This is a genomic window from Streptomyces sp. SAS_281, from assembly GCF_052542855.1.
Window position 1 is genome coordinate 47,324 of the sequence record NZ_JBMNDO010000010.1, and the last position, 23,281, is coordinate 70,604.

Consider the following 23,281-nt stretch of genomic DNA (forward strand, 5'->3'; position numbering starts at 1 on the left):
CCGACGGGGTGCCGGGGAGAACACGTCCGGATCGGCGAAGGGGAGCGCCGGGCCTCGTACGGCGGCTGCTGAACAGGGGGCCTCAGGGCGTGTCCGGCGGTGGCTGCGGCGCCCCCGGGAGGTTGACCACCGCCTCCGTGCCGCCGCCCGGGGCGTGGGTGAGGGAGATGTCGCCGCCCGACTGCTGGACCGTACGGGCCACGATCGACAGGCCGAGGCCCGAGCCCGGGAGCTGGCGGGCGGACGGGGAGCGCCAGAAGCGTTCGAAGACGTGCGGGAGTTCGTCGGCGGGGATGCCGGGGCCGTGGTCGCGGACCGTGAGGCGGCCCCGGTGCAGCACCACGTCGATCGTTCCGTGCGACGGGCTGAACTTCACCGCGTTGTCCAGGACGTTGACGATCGCCCGCTCCAGGGCCGAGGGTTCGGCGCGAACGTACCAGGGGGCCAGCTCCTCCGTGATCGTCAGCTCCGGACCGCGCAGCCGGGCGCGGCGGAGGGCGGCGCGCGTGATGTCGTGCAGGGCCACCACCTGGAGCGGGCCCGGCTGGGCGGCGTCCGGGCGGGCCAGTTCCTGGAGGTCGCCGATGAGCGAGGCCAGCTCCGTCATCTGCGCCTTGACCGAGGACATCAGGGCCCTGCGGTCGTCCGGCGGGATCGCCCGGCCGGTCTCGTCGCTGCGGGCCAGCAGCTCGATGTTGGTCCGCAGCGAGGTGAGCGGGGTACGCAGCTCGTGGCCCGCGTCCGCGATGAGCTGGGCCTGCCGGTCGCGGGAGGTCGCCAGGGACGCGGTCATCGAGTTGAACGACCGGGACAGGCGCGCGATCTCGTCCTCTCCCTCGACGGGGATGCGGACGGTCAGGTCCTCGGTCCTGGCCACGTGCTCGACGGCCTCGGTGAGCTCGTCCACGGGGCGCAGGCCGGAGCGGGCGACCCAGAGGCCGGCGGCTCCGGCGCCGATGACGCCTATGCCGCCGACGAGGAGGAGGACCCAGGCGAGGGTGGACAGGGGGTCGTCGATCTCGCTGAGGGGGCGGGCGACGGAGAGCCCGAGGGGGATGGCCGGCTCGCCCGGAACGCCCGTCGCCGTCACCGGGGAGGTGAGGACGCGCATCTTCGCCCCGGTGGAGTCGGTCTCCGTGTGCAGCTGGCCGGCCGGCTCGCCGCCGATCACCGCGAGGTCGTCCTGTGTCACCGGGAGCCGGGGCGAGCCGGGGGCCACGCACACGTTCCCCTGGCTGTCGATGAGCTGGACGGTGAGACCGGTGTAGGGCGTGGGCGGCAGTTTGGCGGTGGTGCGCTGGCAGTACTGGTACAGGTCGCTCAGATAGACCTTGTCGACCGTGGCACCGCGCAGCGCCTCGTCCTGCTGCTCCTCCAGCTGCTCCCGCGTCACGAACCAGCACGCCACCGCCACCGCCGCCACCGCCACCGCGACCGCCGTCGCGACCAGCAGGGCCAGCCGGGAGCGGAGCGGCAGTGCGCGGAAGCGCCGCAGCGGGCCCGTCATCCGTCGCCCCCGCCCGAGCGGAGCGCGTACCCCACACCGCGCACGGTGTGCACGAGACGCGGTTCGCCGCCGGCCTCGGTCTTGCGGCGGAGGTACATCACGTACACGTCCAGGGAGTTGGAGCTCGGCTCGAAGTCGAAGCCCCACACCGCCTTCAGGATCTGCTCGCGGGTCAGCACCTGGCGCGGGTGCGCGAGGAACATCTCCAGGAGGGTGAACTCGGTACGGGTCAGCTCCACCCGCCGGGTGCCGCGCATGACCTCCCGGGTCGACAGGTCCATGCGCAGATCGGCGAAGGACAGCACGTCGTCGTCGGGGACGGGGCCGCCCGAGGCCGTCGCGTACGAGCTGCGGCGGAGCAGGGCGCGGATGCGGGCGAACAGCTCGTCCAGCTCGAACGGTTTGACCAGGTAGTCGTCGGCGCCCGCGTCGAGTCCGGTGACGCGGTCGCCGACGGTGTCCCGGGCCGTGAGCATCAGGATGGGCGTGGTGGTGCCCGTGGAGCGGATGCGGCGCGCGGCGGTCAGGCCGTCCATGCGGGGCATCTGGATGTCGAGGACGATGAGGTCGGGGGCGTACGACTCCGCCTTGGCGAGGGCGTCGAGGCCGTCGACGGCGACCTCGGTGCCGTATCCCTCGAAGGCCAGGCTGCGTTGCAGGGCCTCGCGCACGGCGGGCTCGTCGTCGACGATCAGGATGCGCTGCGGATCGTCTTCGGCGGGGCTCATCGCTGTCGTGTCCTCTTCTCGGTCGTACGGGCCGGAGCGCGCGGCGATCCCAGTTTCTCAGCCCCGTCCGGTCAGGAGCCGTTCCCGGCCCGCAGGGTGTCGAGGTCGGCCTTCAGGGTGTTCACCGGGATGGCGAAGCCGAGCCCCACGCTGCCCGCGCCGGAGCTGCCCTGGCCGGCGGCGGAGCTCGCCGAGTACATCGCCGAGTTGATGCCGATGATCTCGCCGTTCATGTTGATCAGCGCACCGCCGGAGTTGCCCGGGTTGAGCGAGGCGTCGGTCTGGATGGCCTTGTACGTGGTGGTGGACTCGCCGGTGTCGCCGTTGAACTGCTGTCCGCCGAACTCGAAGGGCCACTGGCGCCCGCCGCCCTGCTGCTCCTGGCTCTGGCCGTTGTCGCCCTCCTTGGCGACCGTGACGTCGCGGTCGAGGGCGGAGACGATGCCGCTGGTGACGGTGCCGGTCAGGCCCTCGGGGGAGCCGATCGCGACGACCTCGTCGCCGACGGCGACCTGGGAGGAGTCGCCGAGCGTGGCCGTCTTCAGGCCGCTCGCGCCCTGCAGCTTGATCAGCGCGAGGTCCTTGTCGGGGTCGGTGCCGACGACGTCCGCGGTGTACGTCCTGCCGGTGCTGAGGGTGACCTTGATCTGCGAGGCGTCCGCGATCACGTGGTTGTTGGTGGCGATCTCGCCGTCCGAGGTGATGACCACGCCCGAACCGGTGGACTGGCCGGCCGTCGAGGTTGCGCCGATCTCCACGATGGTGGGCGAGAGGGCCTTGGCCACACCGGCCACCGTGCCCTTGTCGCTCTGCGAGACGGTGGTGCCCGGCACGACACCGCTCCCGGCGGCCGTGGCGGCGGGAGCGTCGGTGAGCCTGCCGATCACCGTCGCGGTGCCGCCGCCGATGACCGCCGCCGCGATGGCCACCGCCGCGATGAGCGCGACCGGCTTGCGGACCCGGCGCCGGGCGGCGGGCGGCTCGGGGGCGGGGCCGAACGGGCCCGTCGGGGCAGGGGAGGCCGGGGGGGCCGGCTGGTATGACGGCGGCGGCGGGTAGGCCGCTTCGCCGTTGCCGTACGAGGGGTACATCGGGTACTCGCCGCTCGGGCGCTGGCTCTCTGTCATGCCTTTGAGAGTGTCCGGCCAAGATGAGAGGAGTGTGAGTACGCCCTGAGAAGCCCGGCAGAACCGCGTATGCCCGATATAAAGGCCCTACGGGAGCCCCGCGGGCTCGCCGCAGCCGCACGAGCGGCGCACCACCAGCGCCGAGGGGAACTGCTTCAGCCGCTCCCGCCGCGACCCCGACACCCGCAGCGAGTCGTCGAGGACCAGGTCCACCGCCGCCCGCGCCATCGCCGGGCGGTCCGAGGAGACCGTGGTGAGCGGCGGATCGGTCAGACCGGCTTCCTTGACGTCGTCGAACCCGGCGACGGCCAGCTCGCCGGGGACGTCGATGCGCAGCTCGCGGGCGGCCCGCAGCACGCCGATCGCCTGGTCGTCCGTCGCGCAGAAGATGGCCGGCGGCCTGTCCGGCCCCGAGAGCAGCTCCAGGGCCACCTGATAGGCGTCGTAGCGGTTGTACGGGGCCTGGAAGAGCCGGCCCTCCGTCGAGCGGCCCGACTCGTGCATCGCGCGCCGCCACCCCTCGACGTGGTCGGCGACCGGGTCGCCGACCGCCGGGGTCTCCTCCGTACCGCCGAGGCAGGCCACGTACGCGTTGCCGTGTTCCAGGAGGTGGCGGGTGGCGAGCTGGGCGCCGCCGACGTCGTCCGTGACGACCGCGACGTCGTCGATGGCCTCGGGCCGCTCGTGCAGCAGCACGACCCGGGCGTCCCACGCCTCTATCTCGGCCGCGGCGCGCTCACTGGGGCCCTGGCTGACCAGGATGAGACCGGAGACCCGCATGCCGAGGAAGGCCCGCAGGTAGTGGACCTCGCGCTCGTCGCGGTAGTCGGAGTTGCCGACGAGGACCATCTTCCCGCGCTCGGCGGCGGCCTGTTCGACCGCGTGCGCCATCTCCGCGAAGAACGGCTGCCGGGCGTCCGGCACGATCATCCCTATGAGATCGGTCCGCCGCGAGGCCATGGCCTGGGCGACCCGGTCGGGCCGGTAACCCAGCTCCTTGATCGCGGCGAGCACCCGCTCGCGCGTGGCCGGGGCGACCGGCCGGGGTCCGTTGTTGATGACGTAACTGACCACTGCGGTCGACGTCCCCGCCAGTCTCGCCACATCGTCCCGCGTCACCTTGGCCACGCGCGGCAGTCTACGCGGATGGAACTACCTCTTGGCAGGCCGGACCGGGGCTTCTTCCGTGACCTCGGCAACGCGTGACTGCTCCGAACGGGCGACACCGTGCTTGGCCGCCTTGGCCTCCTCGGCCGCCCGCTCGACCTTCTCGGGGGCGACGAAGCGGTAGCCCACGTTCCGCACGGTCCCGATCAGCGACTCGTGCTCGGGGCCGAGCTTGGCGCGCAGCCGCCGTACGTGCACGTCCACCGTGCGCGTACCGCCGAAGTAGTCGTAGCCCCAGACCTCCTGGAGCAGCTGCGCGCGGGTGAAGACCCGGCCCGGGTGCTGCGCCAGGTATTTCAGCAGTTCGAATTCCTTGAAGGTGAGGTCGAGGACCCGGCCCTTGAGCTTCGCGCTGTACGTCGCCTCGTCCACCGAGAGATCACCGTTGCGGATCTCCATCGGGGAGTCGTCCGCGGTGATCTGCTGCCGTCCGGTCGCCAGCCGGAGCCGCGCCTCGACCTCGGCGGGGCCCGCGGTGTCCAGCAGCACGTCGTCGATGCCCCAGTCGGCGGTGACGGCCGCGAGACCGCCCTCCGTGACGACGAGGATCAGCGGACAGCCGGGCCCGGTGGACCGCAGCAGCTGGCAGAGCGAGCGGACCTGGGGAAGGTCGCGGCGCCCGTCCACGAGGATGACGTCGGCCCCCGGGGTGTCCACGAGGGCGGGGCCCTCGGCGGGTGCGACGCGCACGCTGTGCAGCAGGAGGCCGAGGGCGGGAAGCACCTCCGTCGACGGCTGGAGGGCATTCGTCAGGAGCAACAGGGAACTCATCGCCGCCCACCTGCCCGGTCGGTCGGTCGTTGATGGTGCGTGGTCGGCTCGCCCATGAAGATCGGTCCTCCTCGTTCCCTGCGAGAGGGGCACTCCCGGACGGGGTCCGGGGGAGTATGCGGCTCTGCTTCGTACGGTTCCGCTGAGCTTGTCGAAACGTCGCCGTAACAACGTCCGGAAAGCACAAAAGGACCCGGGGGCTGCTCTGCCCGGATCCTCTTCACAGGAGAATAACCCACATGAGTTCTGTGTCCGAGGGGAGAATTCCGGATTCCGCTGTCGGTCCGGTCACGCGCGTACCGCTGCGGGCCGCGTTGCGGGCGGATGACGGGATCTGGATCGAGGCGGTGTACGACCCGTGTACGGGGGACGGCGACGGGGAGACCGCGATCGTCGTCGCGCACGGATTCACCGGTTCGGTGGACCGCCCGGCGGTGCGGCGGGCGGTGCGCACGTTCTCCCGGTACGCGGCGGTGGTGACCTTCTCCTTCCGGGGTCACGGCAGGTCCGGCGGGTTCTCCACGGTCGGCGACCGCGAGGTGCTGGACCTGGCGGCGGCGGTCGCCTGGGCGCGCGCGCTGGGCCACCGGCGCGTGGTGACCGTCGGCTTCTCGATGGGCGGCTCGGTGGTGCTGCGGCACGGGGCGCTGTACGCCTCCCCGGCGGCGGACGGCGGGCCCGGCGTCGATGGCGGCGCGCTCGGCGGCGTTGCGGAGCGCAGGGGGCGCGCAGGGGCGCGTACAGGGGCACACGCGGACGCGGTGGTGTCCGTGAGCGCCCCCGCGCGCTGGTACTACCGGGGTACGGCTCCGATGCGCCGCCTGCACTGGATGGTGACCCGGCCCGCCGGACGGCTCGTCGGGCGCTACGGCTTCCGCACGCGCATCCACCGCGAGGCGTGGGACCCGGTCCCGCTCTCCCCGGTCGGGGCCGCCGCCCTGATCGCCCCCGCCCCCCTGCTGATCGTGCACGGCGACCGGGACCCGTACTTCCCGCTCGACCACCCCCGCATGCTCGCCGCCGCCGCGGGCGACGCGGCCGAGTTGTGGCTGGAGCGCGGGATGGGGCACGCGGAGAACGCGGCCGACGAGACCTTGCTCACCCGCATCGCCGACTGGGTGGTGCAACGGTGAACCATGATGGGGGGCCGGTGTCCCCCGAACCGGCACCGGAGGAACGGAACGAAAGGAGCGCCGCCATGCCTGCGGGAACGATCCGCTACTGGGCAGCCGCCAAGGCCGCGGCCGGGACCGCGGAGGAGCCGTACGCCGCCGCGACCCTCAAGGAGGCGCTCGACGCGGTGCGCGAGCGGCACCCCGGCGAGCTGAGCCGCGTACTGCGAAGGTGTTCGTTCCTCATCGACGGCGACCCCGTCGGGACCCGGAGCCATGAGACCGTACGCCTTGCCGAGGGCGGCACGGTCGAGGTGCTCCCGCCGTTCGCAGGAGGGTGAACCCCAGCACATGAGCAACGATCAGCAGCACCCGTACCACCCGGGCCAGGGCCCGGAGCAGCAGCCGCCGTACGGGTACGGACAGGACCCGCAGCAGTACGCGTACGGGCAGGACCAGCAGCAGGCGTACGGCTATCCGCAGCAGGGACACCCGCAGCAGGGCTACGCGCAGCAGGGACACCCGCAGCAGGGATACCCGCAGCAGGGCTACCCCGACGCCTCGGCCGGGCAGCCCGACCAGGGCGCCGCCCAGACCTGGGAGGGGCAGACCTGGGACACCCAGTACCAGCCGACCGTGCAGCGCACGGACGGGCCCGCGCCGCAGGGGGAGTACGCCGCCCCCGCCACGTCCGGCTCCTACCCGCTGCCGCCCGAGGTCCACGCCGAGCCCGTGCCGCCGGTGCCCGCCCCGGCACCCGCCGCTGCCGAGGGGTACAGCGCGCCCACCACCCTCGGCAACGCCCGGATCACCGACGCGCAGCGCGCCCGTGCCGAAGGGCGTTCCCCGGTCATCGCCCCGGGAGTCCAGCCGGCCGCGATCACCGCGGTGCTCGGGCTGCTGCTGGCGCTCGGCGCGGCCGTCGGCTCGTACGCCCTGGTCGTCCCGCTGGTGCTGCTCCAGGCGGTGACGGCGGCGGGCTGGTTCCGGCTCAACGGCATGTGGCCGGCCCGGCAGGGCATCGCGCTGGCGTTCGCCGGTGGACTGGTCGCCGATGTGGCGCTCCTCGCGGCGGGCCGGGAGCACGGTCCGGCCGCGATCATCGGCACGTTGGGCGTCTGGGTGCTGCTCACCGTGGTCCTCCAGCTGCGCAGCCGGGCCGGCGCGGACGAGCGGATGCAGGGCCTCATGGCCACCGTCGCGTCGGCCGCACTCGCCGTGCTGGCGGCCGGCCACCTCGCGGCCGTCCCGGACGCCGTGGCGGTGGGCGCCGTCGCGGTCGCCGCCGCCGTGCTCGTACGGGCGCTGCCGTTGCCCGCGCCGGTGTCCGTCGTGGCCGCGCTGGCCGTCGCGGCGGGGGCGGGGGCGGTGGCGGGCGCCGCTACGGACCTGGGGGCGAAGGGGGCCGTGCTGGGCCTCGCCGCCGGGGTCTGCGCGCTGGTCGGACTGCGGGTCGCGAGCTATGACTACCCGTCACGCTTCGTGCACATGACGGCGGGTGTGGCCCTGCCGCTGACCGCGGCCGCGCCGGCCGTCTATGTGCTGGGCCGCGTGCTGGCGTAGTCCGTACCGCTCGGATCCGTACCGCTCCATCCGCATGGCGAAGCCCTCCACGGGGAACCGTTGGGGGGCTTTCGCACGTCGATCACGCCGTACGGGCGGCAGGGTGGGGGAAGGACAGGCATGCGTGCACTGCGAATATGGGTCATCGTCCTGGTGATCCTGGCGGCGTTGTTCGTGGCCGCTGACCGGGTGGCGGTGAACATCGCCGAGTCGCAGGCCGAGGACCGGGTGAAGGTCCCGGGCGCGGAGATCGGCTCCACCGACATCTCCATCAAGGGCTTCCCGTTCCTCACCCAGGTCGCCGGCTCGGAGCTGGACGAGGTCGACGTGAGGATCACCGGCATCGAGACCCACGCAGCGGGCCGCACACTGCGGATCTCCACCATGAACGCCGAACTGCGCGACGTGCGGCTGACCGACGGCTTCTCCGGCGCCACCGCCGCCCGCGCCACCGGGACGGCGGTCATCTCGTACGAGGACCTGACCAAGGCCGCCAGCGACGGCGTCGCGGTCGCGTACGGCGGCAAGGGCAAGGTGAAGGTGACCGGGACGGTCAGCCCCCTGGGGCACCCGATCTCGCGCAGCGTGCTGTCCACCGTCACCCTGGTCGACGGCCACACCGTGCGCGTCCACGCGGACAAGGTGCCGGGCGAGGGCATCCCCGGCCTGGAGAAGCTGGTCCGCGAGAAGACCGACTTCGAGCGAGAGGTCGGCGGGCTGCCGAACGGCCTGAAGCTGGAGAGGATCCAGCCGACCGCCGACGGCCTGGAGATATCGGTGACCGGCACCGAGGTGCGCCTGGCGGGATGACCGGACCCGCGGACGGCAGGAGCGGGGGCGACCCGGCCACATAGTGAGACGGGCGGGTCCGGTCCGCAGATGGCCGGTCGATCCGGCGCCGCGCGCGACCGCGCCGGGCCCCTGCCGTAGCCGCTCTCGTCCCGCATTGCGGACGATCCTGTCTCAAAATGCGACACGGCGGTGACATGTCCGGCCGTACCTCCCTACGATCGGTCCCATGCAGTGCTCTATGGGCGGCCTCCCTCAGGGTGGCCAGGCGGATCTCACGAAGCGGCGGGCAGTGGACCTGTGCCGCGTCGCCGCCATGCTCTGTCGCACTGTCTGAGCGGGACGCCCGGTTTCCCGCATTCCCAGGCCCTTCGACCGCACGTCGGGGCCGTTCCGCCTGCCGCCCGTGGATACGGGACCGGCCCGCGCCCCGCACATCCGCATCACGCACGACCCGTGCACCATCTCGCCGCAGACTGCCCCGGAGGAGAAACACAATGAGCCGCAGTGACGTCCTGGTAGACGCCGACTGGGTCGAGGCCCACATCGACGACCCGCAGGTCGCCATCGTCGAGGTCGACGAGGACACCTCCGCGTACGAGAAGAACCACATCAAGAACGCGATCCGGATCGACTGGACGAAGGACCTCCAGGACCCGGTCCGCCGCGACTTCATCGACCAGGCCGGTTTCGAGGCGCTGCTGTCCGCGAAGGGCATCGCCAACGACACCACGGTCGTCCTCTACGGCGGCAACAACAACTGGTTCGCGTCCTACGCGTTCTGGTACTTCAAGCTCTACGGCCACCAGGACGTCCGCCTGCTCGACGGCGGCCGCAAGAAGTGGGAGCTCGACTCCCGCGACCTCGTGGACGGCGACCAGGTCCCGTCCCGCCCGGCCACGCAGTACAAGGCCCAGCCGCAGGACGAGTCGATCCGCGCCTACCGCGACGACGTCGTGAAGGCCATCGGCACCCAGAACCTGGTCGACGTGCGGTCGCCCGACGAGTTCAGCGGCAAGCTGCTCGCCCCGGCCCACCTCCCGCAGGAGCAGTCGCAGCGCCCCGGCCACGTGCCGAGCGCCCGCAACATCCCGTGGTCGAAGAACGCCAACGACGACGGCACCTTCAAGTCGGACGACGAGCTGCGCGCCCTCTACGAGGCCGAGCAGGTCGACCTGTCGAAGGACACCATCGCCTACTGCCGGATCGGCGAGCGCTCCGCGCTCACCTGGTTCGTGCTGCACCAGCTGCTCGGCCAGGAGAACGTCAAGAACTACGACGGTTCGTGGACCGAGTACGGCTCCCTCGTCGGCGTGCCGATCGAGCTCGGCGCCAACAAGTAACCCGTACGACCTGGACCAGCACGATCCCCGACCCGAAGGACTGAACCATGTGTGGAGCAAAGGCCGGCGGCCCCGACGCTTCGACCATCAAGCCCGGTGAGACCACCATCCAGGGCAGCGTGACCCGCGACGGCGAGCCCGTCACCGGCTACGTCCGCCTGCTGGACTCGACCGGCGAGTTCACCGCCGAGGTCCCGACCTCGGCGACCGGCCAGTTCCGCTTCTACGCGGCCGAGGGCACCTGGACCGTTCGCGCCCTCGTCCCCGGCGGCACCGCCGACCGCACGGTCGTCGCGCAGACGGGCGGCCTGGCCGAGGTGGCCATCGCCGTCTAGGACGACGACGACCGGCGCAGCCGATGACCGGCCGAAGGGCCGTACCCCAGGGGGTTTGGACGCTTGCCTGGCGCGGGTACGGCCCTTCGTGCTGCCCGCGCCGGGTGCGGGTTTCCTCCGGACCGGCCGAGTGGGCCGATCGGGCCTACGCTGGACTCATGTACCGCCGACGCCGGCGCGCCTACTTCGTACTGATGGGCGTATGCCTCGTCCTCTTCGTCTCGGCCTGGGCCTTCGTGAGGCTCTGGTCGATGCCCGCCGCCATCGCGATGTGCGTGGTCGCGATGGTGATCCCGCCCGTCGCGGCGATGGTCGGCAACCGCAAGGGGCCGGAGGACCGCTGGTGGGACGAGCCCGGCGGGCGGCAGCAGCAGCCCCCGCCCGGTGACGCCCGGCCGGGCAAGGGCGGCGGCGCCACCGGCGATCCGGAGTCGGACGCGTGGTGGGACGAGCTGGACGGCCGGAAACGGCGCGGCTGAGCGGGCTGCTCAGTAGACGAGCGCCTGTACCCCGTCGGCCATGATCTCGCTGACGAAGACCTGCGCCCCGGCGATCCGCACGCCCTCCAGGACGTCCTCCTCGGTGATGTCGCGCCGGGCCGCGCACTGCGTGCACAGCGTGATGCGGCCGCCCGCCTGGATCGACTCGATCAGGTCCGGCAGCGGTGCGGCGTGCGGAAGTTCGAACTCGGCGGCGCGGCCCGGCAGGGCGAACCACGCCGATTCCCCGGTCAGCCAGAGCGAGACCTCCACCCCGCTGGCGACGGCCACCGCCGCCACCGTGAACGCCTGCGAGCAGCGCTCGGCGGAGTCGGCACCTGCGGTCACCTTGATCACGAGCTTCTTCGGCATATACGGAACTGTAATCCTCGGCCGCACAACCCCATCCCGAACCTGTGGGTCAGTTGTGTGCGCAGATAACGGAATCTGCGCTTCAAGGTCTCGTGGGGGGACCCATTTTGCATCCGAATGACAGCGTTTCCGACGGGCAGCCCGAGCCTCCCGTCGAGGCGGCCGGGGCGGGGGAGCATCCGGAGCCCGCCGTCTCCGTGAAACGGCGCCCGCGCGGGCGTACGACCCTGATCATCGCCGCCGCGGCCGTCCTCGGCATCGCCGGCGGCATCGCGACCGGATACGGCGTCCAGGCCGGCCGGGCCCCGACGCCCCTGGCCGCGCTCTCGCAGCCGGGTCTGGCGTACCCGGCGAAGGCTCTGCCCGCCGGCGAGGTGCCCGACCCGCTGCCGGCCTCGCAGGACCGCCGGGTCCGCACCGACGGCGACCTGCGCAAGCTGATCGTGCCCCGGCCCAAGGGCTGGCAGGAGGACAAGAGCCTGGCCGCCCTCACCCAGGACGGGTGGCTGGGGGTGGAGGACTACGCCCTGGACTTCGAGAGCGAGGACTACATGTTCAGCGACCTCCTCGACCAGGACATCCGCCGGGTCGCGGGCGCCGCCTGGAAGAAGGGCGAGTCCCGCTCGGGCACCGTCTGCCTGGTGCAGTTCCGCTCCGGCGCGGCCGCCGCCGCGCACGCGGAGGACCAGCGTTCGTACATGCCCCAGAAGCGGAGCGCCGGCAACGACGGCACCGCGATCAAGGGCAGCACCGAGGGCCGCTACTACCTCTTCCCGGCCCGGCGCGAGGCCGGGTACCTGCCCTTCTACCAGGCCAGGGCGGTCTTCAGCCGCGGTGACGTCATGGTCGACATCCACCTCTACGACAGCGCGCCGATCAGCAAGAGGGACATCCGGACGCTGGCCGAGCGACAGCTGGAGCGCCTGTGAGCGACGAGAACACGCCCCTGCCCGAGCCCGCGGACGCGCAGCCGGCCACCGCCCCGCAGCCGGCCACCGCCCCGGAGCCCGCTCCCGTACGGAAGGGCCGGGCGCGCCGGGTGCTCCTCACGGCCCTCCCCGTCGTGCTGGTGCTCGCCGCGGTCGGCGGCGCGGCCGCGTACACGAAGGTCACCGTCGACGGCGCGGACCGCACGGTCCCGACCCGGCTGTGGCAGCAGCCCGCCCACGAACCGGCCAAGGACCCCGCCGGGGACCTGGCGCGGGGCAGGGCCTCCACCGAGCTGAGCAAGCTGCTGCTGCCCGTCCCGGCCGGTTACCGGCTGGGCCCGGACTCCGGCAGGTACGGGAACGACACCGAACTCAGCGGGGCCGCGGCCACCGCCGAGATGAAGGACGGCGGGCGCGGCCTCTCGGGCCGGCAGCGTCGTGAGTTCGAGAAGCGGATCGACAAGCTCCGCATCCAGGGCCTGGCGGTCCGTACCTACGCCTCGCACGAGAACGACCTGGTCATCGACACCCAGCTGGTGCGGATGAAGGACAAGAAGGCCGTCCGGGACCTCTACACCTTCCGGTCGGAACTCTTCGACAGCATCAGCGTCCTGCGCCACGGCCCCAAGATCGCCGGCCACCGGAGGAACGCCTCCTGCTTCCTCGACCCCAAGGACGACAAGCGACGGATCGAGGGGATGTTCTGCATGGCGTACGAGGGCGAGGTGATGGTCACCTTCACGGCGTCGGGCATCGAGCCGTTCCGCAAGTCGGCCGTCGCCGAACTGGTGAAGGACCAGCTGAACCACATCACGTCCCCGGGGGAGTACGTATGACCGAGCAGACGGCCGCGCCCGCGACCGAGTCGGAACCCGGGGCGGCGGCGCCCGCCCCGGCCCCGGTGCTGCCGCCCATGCCGCTGGTGCCGCCGGCCCCGGTGCCGCAGGGGCCCCGCCCTCCGCGCCGGGTGCTGCGGGCCGTGGCGCGGTGGACCGCCGCCGTGCTGGTGTTCGGCGCCGCCGGGGCGGGTACGGCGTACGGCATCAGCTCCATGGAGCGCACCGACGTACCCGGTCTCGCCACCGAGGACGACGGGCGCTGGGACTACCCGGCACTCGCCCTTCCCGCGCTTCCGGCGGACGAGCCGCGTCCCTACAGCGACGGCAACCCGTCCGAGATCCACTACGCGGACCTGCGCGAGCTGCTGCTGCCCGCCCCGGCCGGGGCCACGGTGGACAAGAAGCTCAAGGGCGGCTGGGTCGGCACCGGGCAGTTCGCCTCGGAGTTCGCCGAGGGCGGGCGGGCCGGGATCGGCGACACCCTGCGCGAGGGCACCCTGCGGCACATCGCGGCGCGCGGCTGGACCATGCCCGACGGCACGTCCAGCCGGATCTACCTGCTCCAGTTCAGCTCGGCGAACGACGCCGACGCGTACCGCGACGACCGTTTCATCGGGGCGTCGGCCGGGGACGAGATGCGCGGCGCGAGCGAGATGGAGCTCGACGAGAGCTGGCACGGCGGCCAGAAGGTGGACTCCACGGCCTCGTACGTCTTCAGCGAGCCGAAGCCCTACGGCTCCACGCAGGTGCGGGCGGGCTACGTCATCGCGGGGGACACCCTCGCCCTGGTCGTCCAGTCCCGCAAGGGCGGCGCCGGAACGCCGCGCGTGCCGTTCCACCAGACGCTGATCCTCCAGAACCAGCTCCTGGGCTGACCCGCCCCGGACGCCCCGGAACGGCAGGGCCGGGCCCCACCCATTAGGCTGGGGCCCGGTCCTGTACTGCCCTGTACTGCCGCCAAACCCGCTTGTTCGAGGAGCCACCGTGCTTGAGGCATTCTTCTCCGCCCTGCTGGTCCTGGTCTGCGTCGGCGTTCTCGCCTTCGCCGCTGTGACCGTGAAGAAGCTGTACCAGGGTCAGCGCTGACCCCCTCCCCGTTCCCGGCCCTCCCGCCTCCCGCCTCACAGATCGACTGAGCCGCTCATGATCGAGATCCCGTCCGACCTCCACCCGGACCTCGTCCCGCTGGCCTTCCTCCTGGGCAACTGGGTGGGCGCGGGAGTCTCCGACTTCCCGGGCGCCGAGAAGTGCAACTTCGGGCAGGAGGTCACCTTCCGCCACGACGGCCGTGACTTCCTGGAGTACACCTCGCACTCCTGGGCCCTCGACGCCGACGGCAACAAGGTCCGCCCGCTGGAGACCGAGTCCGGCTACTGGCGCATCGACAAGGACCGCAAGGTCGAGGTCGTCATGGCCCGCGACCAGGGCGTCATCGAGATCTGGTACGGCGAGCTGGCCGACAAGAAGCCGCAGATCGACCTGGTCACCGACGCGGTGGCCCGTACCGCGGCCTCCGGCCCGTACAGCGGTGGCAAGCGGCTCTACGGCTATGTGAACAGCGACCTGATGTGGGTCGGCGAGAAGGCGACCCCCGAGGTCGAGCTGCGCCCGTACATGTCGGCGCACCTGAAGAAGACCGTCACGCCCGAGGAGGTCGAGGCGATGGCCAAGAGCCTCGGTGACCTGCCGGACGACGGGATCGCCTTCTTCAAGTAGCCGCCGTTTCCGCCGAGTGGCCGTCCGCCCGGACCTACACTGGGGGCTGTGGTGAGCACCGACTGGAAGACCGATCTCCGGAAGCGCGGTTACCGGCTGACCCCGCAGCGCCAGCTCGTCCTGGAGGCCGTCGGCGCGCTCGAACACGCGACGCCCGACGACATCCTCTCCGAGGTGCGCCGGACCGCCTCGGGCGTGAACATCTCGACGGTCTACCGGACGCTGGAGCTCCTGGAGGAGCTGGAGCTGGTCAGCCACGCCCATCTGGGGCACGGGGCTCCGACGTACCACCTGGCCGACCGCCACCACCACATCCACCTGGTGTGCCGGGACTGCGCGGACGTGATCGAGGCCGATGTGAGCGTCGTCGCGGAGTTCACCGAGAAGCTGCGCGGCGCCTTCGGGTTCGAGACGGACATGAAGCACTTCGCGATCTTCGGCCGCTGCGCCGACTGCACGGCGAAGGCGGCGAAGAGCGGTCAGGACGCCGCGGGTCCGGCACCGGCGGCCGGGGCCTGAGGACCAGTCGTACGCTGGTCGCATGAAGAGCCCCCTGCTGTCCCTGCCCGGCGCCGTCCCCGCCGAGGGCCGCGACGAAGGCGTCGCCGCGCACTACGGTGACCTGTTCCGCGAGCAGCGCGCCCTCGCCGACGGTTCGGGCCTGGTCGACCTCTCGCACCGCGGCGTCATCGCCGTCACCGGCAGCGACCGGCTGGCCTGGCTGCACCTCCTGATCACGCAGCACGTCACCGAGCTGGCCCCGGGCCAGGCCACCGAAGCGCTCATCCTCAGCGCGAACGGCCACATCGAGCACGCCCTGTATCTCGTGGACGACGGCGAGACGGTGTGGATGCACGTCGAGCCGGGTACGCGGGGCGATCTCGTCGCGTACCTGGAGTCGATGAAGTTCTTCTACCGGGTGGAGGTCGCCGACCGCACCGACGACTTCGCGGTGGTGTACCTCCCGGCCGGCTCGATCGCCGAGGTCCCGGAGGGGGCCGTCGTCCGCGAGACCCCGCACGGCCGCGACCTGTTCCTGCCGCGCGCCGGGCTGGAGGCGTACGCGGCGGAGCACGGCCCGGTCGCCGGGGTGCTCGCTTACGAGGCGCTGCGCGTGGAGGCGCACCGGCCGAGGCTCGGTTTCGAGACCGACCACCGCACCATCCCGCACGAGCTGGGCCTGATCGGTGTCGCCGTGCACCTCCAGAAGGGCTGCTACCGGGGTCAGGAGACCGTCGCCCGGGTGCACAACCTGGGCAAGCCGCCGCGCCGCCTGGTCTTCCTGCACCTGGACGGCAGCGAGGTCCACCTGCCGGGTCCCGGCACCCCGGTCCGGCTCGCGGCGGACGGGCCGGAGGGGCGCCAGCTGGGCTTCGTCACCACGTCCGCCCGCCACCACGAGCTGGGCCCGATCGCCCTGGCCCTGGTGAAGCGGAACGTGGCGGTCGACGCGCAGCTGCTGGCCGGGGACACGGCGGCGGCACAGGAGACGGTCGTCGAGCCGTAAGGGCCCCGGGTAGGGGGTTCAGACCTCGATGATGACGGTGAACGGGCCGTGGTTGGTGAGCGAGACGCGCATGTCCGCCCCGAACCGGCCCGTCTCCACCGTCGCCCCGAGCGCCCGCAGCCGCGCCACCACCTCGTCCACCAGGGGCTCGGCGACCTCGCCGGGCGCGGCGGCGTTCCAGGTGGGGCGGCGGCCCTTCCGGGCGTCCCCGTAGAGGGTGAACTGCGAAATCACCAGAAGCGGCGCATTCACGTCGGAGCAGGACTTCTCACCCTCCAGGATGCGGACCGACCAGAGCTTGCGGGCGAGCTGTGCCGCCTTCTCCGGGGTGTCCTCGTGGGTCACCCCCACCAGCACACACAGGCCCTCGCCGGTTATCTCCCCGACGACGCGGGAACCGCCGTCGCCGTCCGCGGCGTCCGCCACCGTGACGCTCGCACCATCCACCCTCTGTACCACTGCACGCATACAGACCAACCTATCTTGGGCCGAACGGGTACAGAACAACCTCAGAAGGCCTCTCGGGGTGGCACGATGCACGGGAGGCGGTGCGCCGACGCACCGGGTCGAGGGGATGGACACAAGCATGAGCACCCATGGAACCGGGCAGTCCCCGGGCGCAGTGCCGGTCGCGCGCCCCGGTGTCAGCAGCAGCACGGGCAACGGTACGAACATCAGCACCATGCGCCCACCCGTACAGCGGACCGGGCAGGGCGACGACACCGGAGACGCCGGGACCCGGGCCGAACTGGCCGCCCTGCGCCTGCCGGAGCTGCGCGCCCTGCGCCGCGACGCCCAGCGCGACGAGGCCGACCTCAGCTATGTGCGGCGGCTCGTGCAGGGGCGGATCGACATCCTGAAGGCCGAGCTGGCCAGGCGCCGGGACCCGGAGTCGCCGGTGGTCGACCGGCTGTCGGAGATCCTCGCCGACGCCCCGTCACCGCAGCGCTCGTCCGCCCGGCACGTCACGCTGTCCACGCCGCGCAGCGACGAGTACCGCAAGCTCGCCGCCGAGACGCTGGCCGAGGTCGAGCTGTCGGACCTGGACGCCCGGACGGACGAAGAGCTGCACACCGCGATGGGGCGCCTGGTCCGCTACGAACAGCAGGTCTCCCGCCGCCGGCACCGGCTCCAGCGCACGGCGGACGGTTGCGGCGCGGAGATCGCCCGCAGGTACCGTGACGGGGAAGCACAAGTAGACGACCTGCTCGCCTGAGGCGATCCCTCCGGGGACGGGCGGGTCCCGTCCGTCCCCGGAAGGCCACCATGACCTCCAGCGCAGCCCGCACCCCCGCCATATCCGACCCGGCGCCCCGCCTGCCCGTACTGGCGGAGGTCGTGCGGTCCGGCTTCACCGAGGGCCACCACCGGGGTTCGCTGGTCGTGCTGGCCGCCGACGGCAGCGTGGAGCTGTCCCTGGGCGATCCGGGGGCGCCGGTCTTCCCGCGCTCCTCGAACAAGCCGATGCAGGCGGCGGCGGTGCTGCGGGCCGGGCTCGACCTGTCGGAGGAACGGCTGGCGCTGGCCGCCGCGAGCCACTCCGGCGAGGGCTTCCACCTCGATCTCGTACGCAAGATGCTCACCGAGCACGGGCTGTCGCCCGAGGACCTCCAGACCCCGCCCGACCTGCCGCTGGACGCGGTCGAGGCCGAGACGTACCTCGCCGCCGGCCACGTCCGCGAGCGCATCACGATGAACTGCTCCGGCAAGCACGCGGCGATGCTCGCCGCCTGCGCGCGCAACGGCTGGGACATGGCCGGCTACCTGGACCCCGCGCACCCCCTCCAGCAGCTGGTGCACCAGGTCGTGGAGGAGGCGGCGGGCGAGAAGGTCACCGCGGTCGGTACGGACGGCTGCGGGGCGCCGCTGATGGCGATCTCGCTGGTGGGCCTGGCGCGCGCGTTCCGCGGTTTCGTCCTGGCGGAGCCGGGAACGGCGGAGCGCCGGGTGGCGGACGCGATGCGGGCGCACCCGGAGTACGTGGCGGGCACCCGGCGCCCCGACACCTGGCTGATGCGCGAAGTGCCCGGCACGCTGTCGAAGATGGGCGCGGAGGCCGTGCAGGCGGTGGCCCTGGCGGACGGCCGGGCGCTGGCCTTCAAGATCGATGACGGTTCGACCCGGGCGCTGGGCCCGGTTCTGGCCCGCGCGCTGGGGCTGCTGGGGATCGACGCGCCGGTGGTCGGGCGGATCGGGCGGGCGCCGCTGCTGGGCGGCGGGGCCGAGGTGGGGGAGATCCGGGCGGCGTTCTGAGGCCGAGGCGCAAGACTGAGTTATTAAGTGTGCACAGTCATCGGACAAAAGCCCAGGTCAGAGGCTCGCTGGTAAATCCTGCGACATAAATGACCGCGCTGCCTAGCGTGGGCCGCATGAACGCTCTCGATATCCGCCCCGTCACCCCGTCCGAGTTCCCCGACTGGCTGCGCGCCCTGAACACCGGCTTCCTGAGGCCGCCCACGCCGACGGACGAGGAGGTGTCGGGGCGCCTGGCGTACATGGACCTCTCGCGTACGCGGGGGGCGTTCGACGCGGGGCGGTGCGTGGCGACGTTCCGCTCGTTCGCGCAGGAGCTGACGGTCGTCGGCGGAGCCGCCGTGCCGACCGACGCGGTCACCAACGTCACCGTCTCGGCGACCCACCGGAGGCGCGGCCTCCTGACGCGGCTGATGGCCGACGACCTGGCGGAGGCGAAGGAGCGCGGTGACGTGGCGGCGACGCTGATCGCCGCCGAGTACCCGATCTACGGCAGGTACGGCTTCGGCCCGGCGGCGTGGACCACCGTGTGGGAGGTCGACGTCCACCGCACGGGTCTCGACCCGCACCGCCGGGTGCCGGCGCCCGGGGACGGCGGCCGGATCGATCTGGTGGACGGCGCGGAGGTCCGGAAGCTGGGCCCCGCGCTGCACGACCGGCTGCGGGCCCGGCAGCACGGTGCGGTGAGTCGCGACGCCCGCTGGTGGAATCTGGCCACGGGGCAGCAGCTCTTCCCCGTCGATGAGTGGACCGAACCCTTCTACGCCGTGTACCGGGGCGCGGACGGCGCGGTCGAGGGCATGCTGATCTACCGCGCCGACAACACGTGGGGCGACGCGAAGCAGCCGCTGAACGGCGCGAAGGTGCGCGACATGATCGCGGTGACCCCGGCGGCGGAGCGGGCTCTGTGGCACTTCCTGTGCTCGGTGGACTGGATCTCCACCGTCCGTACCGGCCCCCGCCCGGCCGACGACCTGCTCCCGCTGCTGCTGCCGGACCCGCGCGCGGCGCGTGTGGTCACGCAGGCGGACTTCCTGTGGGTGCGTGTCCTGGACGTCGTCCGCGCCCTGGAGGCCCGTACCTACGCGGTGCCCGGGTCGCTGGTCCTGGAGATCCGGGACGCGGCGGGCCACGCGGCCGGCCGCTTCCACCTGGACGCCACGCCGGACGGCGCCACCTGCGTGCCGACGACGCGCTCGGCGGACCTGGCGATGGACGTAAGGGAGCTGGGGACGCTCTGGCTCGGTGACGAATCGGTCCTGCGGCTCGAGGCGCTGGGCCGGGTGGAGGAGCTGATTCCGGGAGCGGCGGCGAGGGCGGACGGGGTGTTCCGGGCGGCGCGGCGGGCGTGGTGCCCGGACGTGTTCTGAGGGGGCGGGCTCCGGCGTTCCGGGGGCGGTGGCTCCGGCCGGGCGGAGGGCCGGAGCGCGGTCGAGTCCGGGACCGGCGGGGCAGGGTCCGCGTCAGGCCCGGCGCCACCAGTGCAGGAAGGCCTTCCCGGGGCTCCTGGGCTCTCGGGTGCGGGGCGCGGGCGGCAGGGCGGGCATCATGGGGCGCCACGCGTCGTCGGGCGAGCCCATCGGCGCCTTCCGGTCCGTCTGCGCCCGGATCTCGTGGTACGACTCATGGGCGGTCGCCCGGAACGCCTCGTCATAGGACGCCAGCGCGGCCCGCATCGCCGACCCGGCGAGCCCGCGCCGCCTGACGTGTACGGCCAGCCGGCCGAGCGAGCCCATGACCGCCGCGAGGGCGCCGGCGCAGATGAGGAGCGGCAGGAACGAGGCCATGCCGACGAGCCCAAGGCGCGCCGGGCGCCTTCGTCCCGGCCCATTCGCCCCGCGGCCGGTCGGGTTCCGGGCGGTTCGCGAGCGTACGGCGTACCGACGCGGAGCCGGTCGGTGCGCCGGCAGCGTGGGACGGCACGTCGAGCGCCTCGAAGCCGTCTACTTGTGACGACTTCATCCCCTCCAGCACGCTCAGCCCCATGTATGCCACTTTGCAGATCTATAGGGACTGGCTAGCTCAAACGGGACCAAACCCCTCGTCCGGGTGGTCACGCAGTCCGGCGCGATCCCCCACCGCCGGGCCGCGTCTCTTGACTGCCGAGGCGAGGGGACGGGCTTTTGGCAAGGCTCGTAAGGTGTAGGCATGTGGACCCAGCACATCCAGGCTCTGTAATCACGAGGCGTTGAGGGCGATGCCGTAGGGCGTCGCCCTCCTTGGCGTGCCTGTTTACGTGATCCATCTCCCTTGTGCCGCCCACACCGAGGCGGCGAGACGCCGAGCCTCGTCCTTGTTGAGACGGCAGCTTGTGAGAGCGCGTGCAGGCACGGTCCCTTCCCTTCACCGCCTCCTGGAGTGCTTCGTGCCTGCGTTGTTTCCCCCTGCCCTCGAACCCTTTCTCGACTTGCTGCGCTGCCCGGTGTGCCGCGCCCGTCTCCGACCCGACCGTGTCTCACTGCGCTGCCCGGAGGGCCACACCTTCGACATCGCCCGTCAGGGCTACGTCAGCCTGCTGACGGGCATCCGCGCCACCAGCGGTGACGACGCGGCCATGGTTCAGGCCCGAAACCGGTTCCTGTCCACCGGCAGGTACGCCCCTGTCCACCAGACGCTGACTCGTATGACAGCCGACGCCCTGCCTGGTCAAGGCACGGTCGTGGACGTCGGGTGCGGCACCGGCTACTACCTGGCCGGCGTACTCGATCAACTGCCCGGCACCCGCGGCCTGGGGCTGGACACGTCAGCACGCGCCCTGCGCTCGGCAGCCCGAGCCCATCCACGAGCTGCTGCGGCGAGCTGGGACGTCTTCCGCCCCTTCCCCTTGGTCGACCAGGGGGTCGACGTCGTGCTGGACGTGTTCGCCCCGCGCAACCCGTCCGAGTTCCACCGCGTGCTCCGTCCGACAGGCCGGTTGATCGTGGTGCGGCCCATCGAGCGGCACCTGGCCGAGCTACGGGGCCAGATCCCCGCGATGGTCAGGATCGACCCGGACAAGGAACAGCGCCTGCAACAGGCGCTGGACCCCTACTTCCAGGCCGCCGGTACCCAGCACGTCGAATACACCACGCCCCTGACCAGGCAAGAAGCCATCGACCTGGTGGGGATGACACCGAGCGCACGCCACTTGACCCCCGCGGACCTGAGCGGCCACGGCTCCCTGCCCAGTCAAGTGACCGTCTCCGTGCTGGCCACCTCCTACCAGCCTCGGTAACCACGGGCGGGCGGATACGCCTGCTGAACCGGCAAACCAATGGGCGCGCGTGGCGCCCCACCTTCCTGGGAACTCGGGAAAGGTGGGGCGTCCGTCCGCTGGCCGTCGTGATCTCTCAGGCCATCCGACAGCCGGAGCGGTGGGCACTGCCCTCGCGGGCAGGTGGCTTTGGCGGGCTGGTCGCTGCGCAGATCAGCCGAGACCCGTTCACTTCACACTGCAGACCCGGTGGGGATTCGCAGACAGGCCGGGAACGGACAGTGATTGTCCTGTCTCAGGTAGGTCCGGGCATGGCGGGTTCCTGGTCTGCAGTGCCCGGACTTTACTGAGACGCTGGGCGTCGGTGCGTCTCTCTCAAGTCCGGGCAGCCGTTTCTCCGGATTGCCCCAGTGTGTCTGCTGATGGCCGGAGGGGCAGCCGTAGACTCGCGCGCCATGGAAGAGATCTTCAGGCTTGGTGAGATCCGCTGTCCGTCGGGGACCCTGGTCGTCGTGGACGGCGGCTATTTGGGGTTGTGGAGCGGTGAGCGGTCGCCGGCGGAGATTGATCCTGCTCTGCTTGGCGTTGACGACCCGGCGATGGCTGCCGAAGTGATCAACTCGGTCGACTTCGCTGGGGTTGGCCCGGACGCTTCGGTAGCGTTGCGCAGCTTCGACCGACAGCCGGGTGCATTGATCCATGACATCCCGGCCTCCCGGGCGGCGGAGTTTGGGAGGATGTTCGAAGAGCACTGCCGGGCCGCTGGCCTGGACGCTCGCTTGGAGGCGTTGCCGGGCCGTGAACCGCATGCACAACGTGTGCGCCGGACTGCCGCTGAAGGCGGCGGCAGTTTCCTGATGTTCGGGGTGCCTGTCGTCGCAGTGGGCGGGGTGCCCCGCGACCGTCATCTGCCGGTGCTGGCTTCGCGGGTTGACTTCGGCGACGGTGTCGGGCCGCGCTGGTCAGAGATATCGGTTCGGATGAGCGACGTCCCAGCGGAGTCATCCGTGCTGCTCGGTGACATCGGCGTCGACTGGGCCCGGGTGCTCTTCGGCGATACCGATGCCCTGAATGCCTGGCAGCACGACGAGCCTGTGGACGGCTTGGCCGACGTCGCGTTCTGGGGTGCTGCCGCAGAGGAAGCCGCCGCGACGTTCGCAGCACCGGAACTCGGCGAACCCGGCGAGGACGGTGTCCGCGGGTGGAATGGGCTGGCCGTGGCGGAGGCGATGGAGAAGGCTCGCGCTGTGCAGAGCTGGAAGGAGGAGACCGGGTGCCGCATGATGGTGGACTTCCGGCCCCATTCCCATCACTGGCAGGTCATGCGTCAGATTCGCGCCTCTGAAGTCGAGGCCGGAACTGTGGACATCGGCGACGCCCGACTGCTCTGCGCGATGACGAGCTGGGGCGACGGCTACTTCCCCGTGTCGGCCGACCTGGATGCGTCAGGCGCTGTGGTCGCGGTGCGGGTGAACTTCTCCGACGCGACTGCGTAGCCGTTCTGCCTCCGTGGAGGCCGGGGCAGCGAGGGGCGTTGACTGGCGATGCTGG

At 71.9% G+C, this 23,281-nt stretch carries 27 protein-coding genes; 19 read left to right on the forward strand and 8 right to left on the reverse strand.

The window, feature by feature from the left end:
• Positions 1–82: 82 nt before the first annotated feature.
• The 5 genes from ACN6LM_RS06235 to ACN6LM_RS06255 form a co-directional block, all read right to left on the reverse strand.
• Positions 83–1,507: a sensor histidine kinase gene (locus ACN6LM_RS06235; RefSeq protein WP_445064249.1), complete on the reverse strand. Its 1,425-nt coding sequence runs from the start codon at positions 1,505–1,507 to the stop codon at positions 83–85.
• The gene (locus ACN6LM_RS06240) at positions 1,504–2,235 is read right to left on the reverse strand and encodes a response regulator transcription factor (RefSeq protein WP_445064250.1); all 732 of its coding nucleotides are present in this window, start codon (positions 2,233–2,235) and stop codon (positions 1,504–1,506) included. The genes ACN6LM_RS06235 and ACN6LM_RS06240 overlap by 4 nt, the downstream gene beginning before the upstream one ends.
• Before the next feature lie 71 nt (positions 2,236–2,306).
• Entirely contained in the window at positions 2,307–3,362 is a 1,056-nt protein-coding gene (locus ACN6LM_RS06245; RefSeq protein WP_445064251.1) for a S1C family serine protease, read from the reverse strand.
• Between the two features lie 87 nt (positions 3,363–3,449).
• Positions 3,450–4,490 carry a LacI family DNA-binding transcriptional regulator gene (locus ACN6LM_RS06250; RefSeq protein WP_445064252.1) on the reverse strand — a complete coding sequence of 347 codons (1,041 nt, stop codon included), beginning with the start codon at positions 4,488–4,490 and terminating at the stop codon, positions 3,450–3,452.
• 24 nt (positions 4,491–4,514) lie between these two features.
• Positions 4,515–5,300, reverse strand: coding sequence for a response regulator transcription factor (locus ACN6LM_RS06255; RefSeq protein WP_445064253.1), 786 nt, complete (start codon positions 5,298–5,300; stop codon positions 4,515–4,517).
• A 239-nt stretch (positions 5,301–5,539) separates the two neighbouring features.
• Between ACN6LM_RS06255 and ACN6LM_RS06260 the strand changes: the two genes are divergently transcribed.
• The 8 genes from ACN6LM_RS06260 to ACN6LM_RS06295 all read left to right on the forward strand — a co-directional run bounded on the left by ACN6LM_RS06260 (position 5,540) and on the right by ACN6LM_RS06295 (position 10,921).
• Positions 5,540–6,433: an alpha/beta fold hydrolase gene (locus tag ACN6LM_RS06260; protein ID WP_445064254.1), complete on the forward strand. Its 894-nt coding sequence runs from the start codon at positions 5,540–5,542 to the stop codon at positions 6,431–6,433.
• A 65-nt stretch (positions 6,434–6,498) separates the two neighbouring features.
• On the forward strand, positions 6,499–6,753 hold the full coding sequence (locus ACN6LM_RS06265; protein WP_143621062.1) for a MoaD/ThiS family protein: 255 nt from the start codon (positions 6,499–6,501) through the stop codon (positions 6,751–6,753).
• Positions 6,754–6,763: 10 nt separating this feature from the next.
• Positions 6,764–7,975, forward strand: coding sequence for a hypothetical protein (locus tag ACN6LM_RS06270; RefSeq protein ID WP_445064255.1), 1,212 nt, complete (start codon positions 6,764–6,766; stop codon positions 7,973–7,975).
• 120 nt (positions 7,976–8,095) lie between these two features.
• Entirely contained in the window at positions 8,096–8,785 is a 690-nt protein-coding gene (locus ACN6LM_RS06275; RefSeq protein ID WP_445064256.1) for an LmeA family phospholipid-binding protein, read from the forward strand.
• Between the two features lie 220 nt (positions 8,786–9,005).
• Positions 9,006–9,101, forward strand: a complete 96-nt coding sequence (locus ACN6LM_RS06280) for a putative leader peptide (RefSeq protein ID WP_443062893.1) — start codon at positions 9,006–9,008, stop codon at positions 9,099–9,101.
• Between the two features lie 160 nt (positions 9,102–9,261).
• Complete coding sequence (locus tag ACN6LM_RS06285; protein ID WP_073964789.1) at positions 9,262–10,107, forward strand: sulfurtransferase; 846 nt, start codon at positions 9,262–9,264, stop codon at positions 10,105–10,107.
• A gap of 47 nt (positions 10,108–10,154) precedes the next feature.
• Entirely contained in the window at positions 10,155–10,442 is a 288-nt protein-coding gene (locus ACN6LM_RS06290; protein WP_018101653.1) for a DUF1416 domain-containing protein, read from the forward strand.
• Between the two features lie 158 nt (positions 10,443–10,600).
• Positions 10,601–10,921 carry a DUF3099 domain-containing protein gene (locus ACN6LM_RS06295; RefSeq protein WP_445064257.1) on the forward strand — a complete coding sequence of 107 codons (321 nt, stop codon included), beginning with the start codon at positions 10,601–10,603 and terminating at the stop codon, positions 10,919–10,921.
• Positions 10,922–10,930: 9 nt separating this feature from the next.
• Here the strand turns inward: ACN6LM_RS06295 and ACN6LM_RS06300 are convergent, their stop codons facing one another.
• Positions 10,931–11,293, reverse strand: a complete 363-nt coding sequence (locus ACN6LM_RS06300) for a DsrE family protein (protein WP_018101651.1) — start codon at positions 11,291–11,293, stop codon at positions 10,931–10,933.
• A gap of 107 nt (positions 11,294–11,400) precedes the next feature.
• Here ACN6LM_RS06300 and ACN6LM_RS06305 point away from each other — a divergent pair, with 107 nt between their 5' ends.
• The 6 genes from ACN6LM_RS06305 to ygfZ all read left to right on the forward strand — a co-directional run bounded on the left by ACN6LM_RS06305 (position 11,401) and on the right by ygfZ (position 16,284).
• The gene (locus ACN6LM_RS06305; RefSeq protein ID WP_445064258.1) at positions 11,401–12,222 is read left to right on the forward strand and encodes a hypothetical protein; all 822 of its coding nucleotides are present in this window, start codon (positions 11,401–11,403) and stop codon (positions 12,220–12,222) included.
• Positions 12,219–13,058: a hypothetical protein gene (locus ACN6LM_RS06310; RefSeq protein ID WP_445064259.1), complete on the forward strand. Its 840-nt coding sequence runs from the start codon at positions 12,219–12,221 to the stop codon at positions 13,056–13,058. Before ACN6LM_RS06305 ends, ACN6LM_RS06310 begins: the two co-directional genes overlap by 4 nt.
• Positions 13,055–13,936 (forward strand): hypothetical protein, encoded by an 882-nt coding sequence (locus ACN6LM_RS06315; RefSeq protein WP_445064260.1) that lies wholly within the window; start codon positions 13,055–13,057, stop codon positions 13,934–13,936. Before ACN6LM_RS06310 ends, ACN6LM_RS06315 begins: the two co-directional genes overlap by 4 nt.
• A 268-nt stretch (positions 13,937–14,204) precedes the next feature.
• A complete protein-coding gene (locus ACN6LM_RS06320; protein ID WP_164399897.1) occupies positions 14,205–14,777 on the forward strand; it encodes a heme-binding beta-barrel domain-containing protein in 573 nt (190 codons plus the stop codon).
• A 48-nt stretch (positions 14,778–14,825) separates the two neighbouring features.
• Entirely contained in the window at positions 14,826–15,296 is a 471-nt protein-coding gene (locus ACN6LM_RS06325; RefSeq protein WP_445064261.1) for a Fur family transcriptional regulator, read from the forward strand.
• A gap of 22 nt (positions 15,297–15,318) precedes the next feature.
• A complete protein-coding gene (gene ygfZ / locus ACN6LM_RS06330) occupies positions 15,319–16,284 on the forward strand; it encodes a CAF17-like 4Fe-4S cluster assembly/insertion protein YgfZ (RefSeq protein WP_445064262.1) in 966 nt (321 codons plus the stop codon).
• An 18-nt stretch (positions 16,285–16,302) separates the two neighbouring features.
• Here ygfZ and dtd read toward each other — a convergent pair whose 3' ends face one another.
• Positions 16,303–16,752 (reverse strand): D-aminoacyl-tRNA deacylase, encoded by a 450-nt coding sequence (dtd, locus tag ACN6LM_RS06335; RefSeq protein ID WP_143621042.1) that lies wholly within the window; start codon positions 16,750–16,752, stop codon positions 16,303–16,305.
• Positions 16,753–16,906: 154 nt separating this feature from the next.
• Between dtd and ACN6LM_RS06340 the strand changes: the two genes are divergently transcribed.
• The 3 genes from ACN6LM_RS06340 (at position 16,907) to ACN6LM_RS06350 (ending at position 19,907) form a co-directional block, all read left to right on the forward strand.
• Complete coding sequence (locus ACN6LM_RS06340; protein ID WP_445064293.1) at positions 16,907–17,500, forward strand: RsiG family protein; 594 nt, start codon at positions 16,907–16,909, stop codon at positions 17,498–17,500.
• Positions 17,501–17,550: 50 nt separating this feature from the next.
• Positions 17,551–18,537, forward strand: a complete 987-nt coding sequence (locus tag ACN6LM_RS06345) for an asparaginase (RefSeq protein WP_445064263.1) — start codon at positions 17,551–17,553, stop codon at positions 18,535–18,537.
• 116 nt (positions 18,538–18,653) lie between these two features.
• Positions 18,654–19,907 (forward strand): GNAT family N-acetyltransferase, encoded by a 1,254-nt coding sequence (locus ACN6LM_RS06350; protein ID WP_445064264.1) that lies wholly within the window; start codon positions 18,654–18,656, stop codon positions 19,905–19,907.
• Positions 19,908–20,000: 93 nt separating this feature from the next.
• On the opposite strand, the gene ACN6LM_RS06355 is transcribed toward ACN6LM_RS06350, so the two are convergent.
• Positions 20,001–20,324, reverse strand: coding sequence for a hypothetical protein (locus ACN6LM_RS06355; RefSeq protein WP_445064265.1), 324 nt, complete (start codon positions 20,322–20,324; stop codon positions 20,001–20,003).
• A 578-nt stretch (positions 20,325–20,902) separates the two neighbouring features.
• Between ACN6LM_RS06355 and ACN6LM_RS06360 the strand changes: the two genes are divergently transcribed.
• Together ACN6LM_RS06360 and ACN6LM_RS06365 are read left to right on the forward strand one after the other, a co-directional pair.
• Positions 20,903–21,751 (forward strand): putative RNA methyltransferase, encoded by an 849-nt coding sequence (locus ACN6LM_RS06360; RefSeq protein WP_445064266.1) that lies wholly within the window; start codon positions 20,903–20,905, stop codon positions 21,749–21,751.
• A gap of 434 nt (positions 21,752–22,185) precedes the next feature.
• On the forward strand, positions 22,186–23,226 hold the full coding sequence (locus tag ACN6LM_RS06365; RefSeq protein WP_445064267.1) for a hypothetical protein: 1,041 nt from the start codon (positions 22,186–22,188) through the stop codon (positions 23,224–23,226).
• The last annotated feature ends 55 nt before the right edge of the window (positions 23,227–23,281 follow it).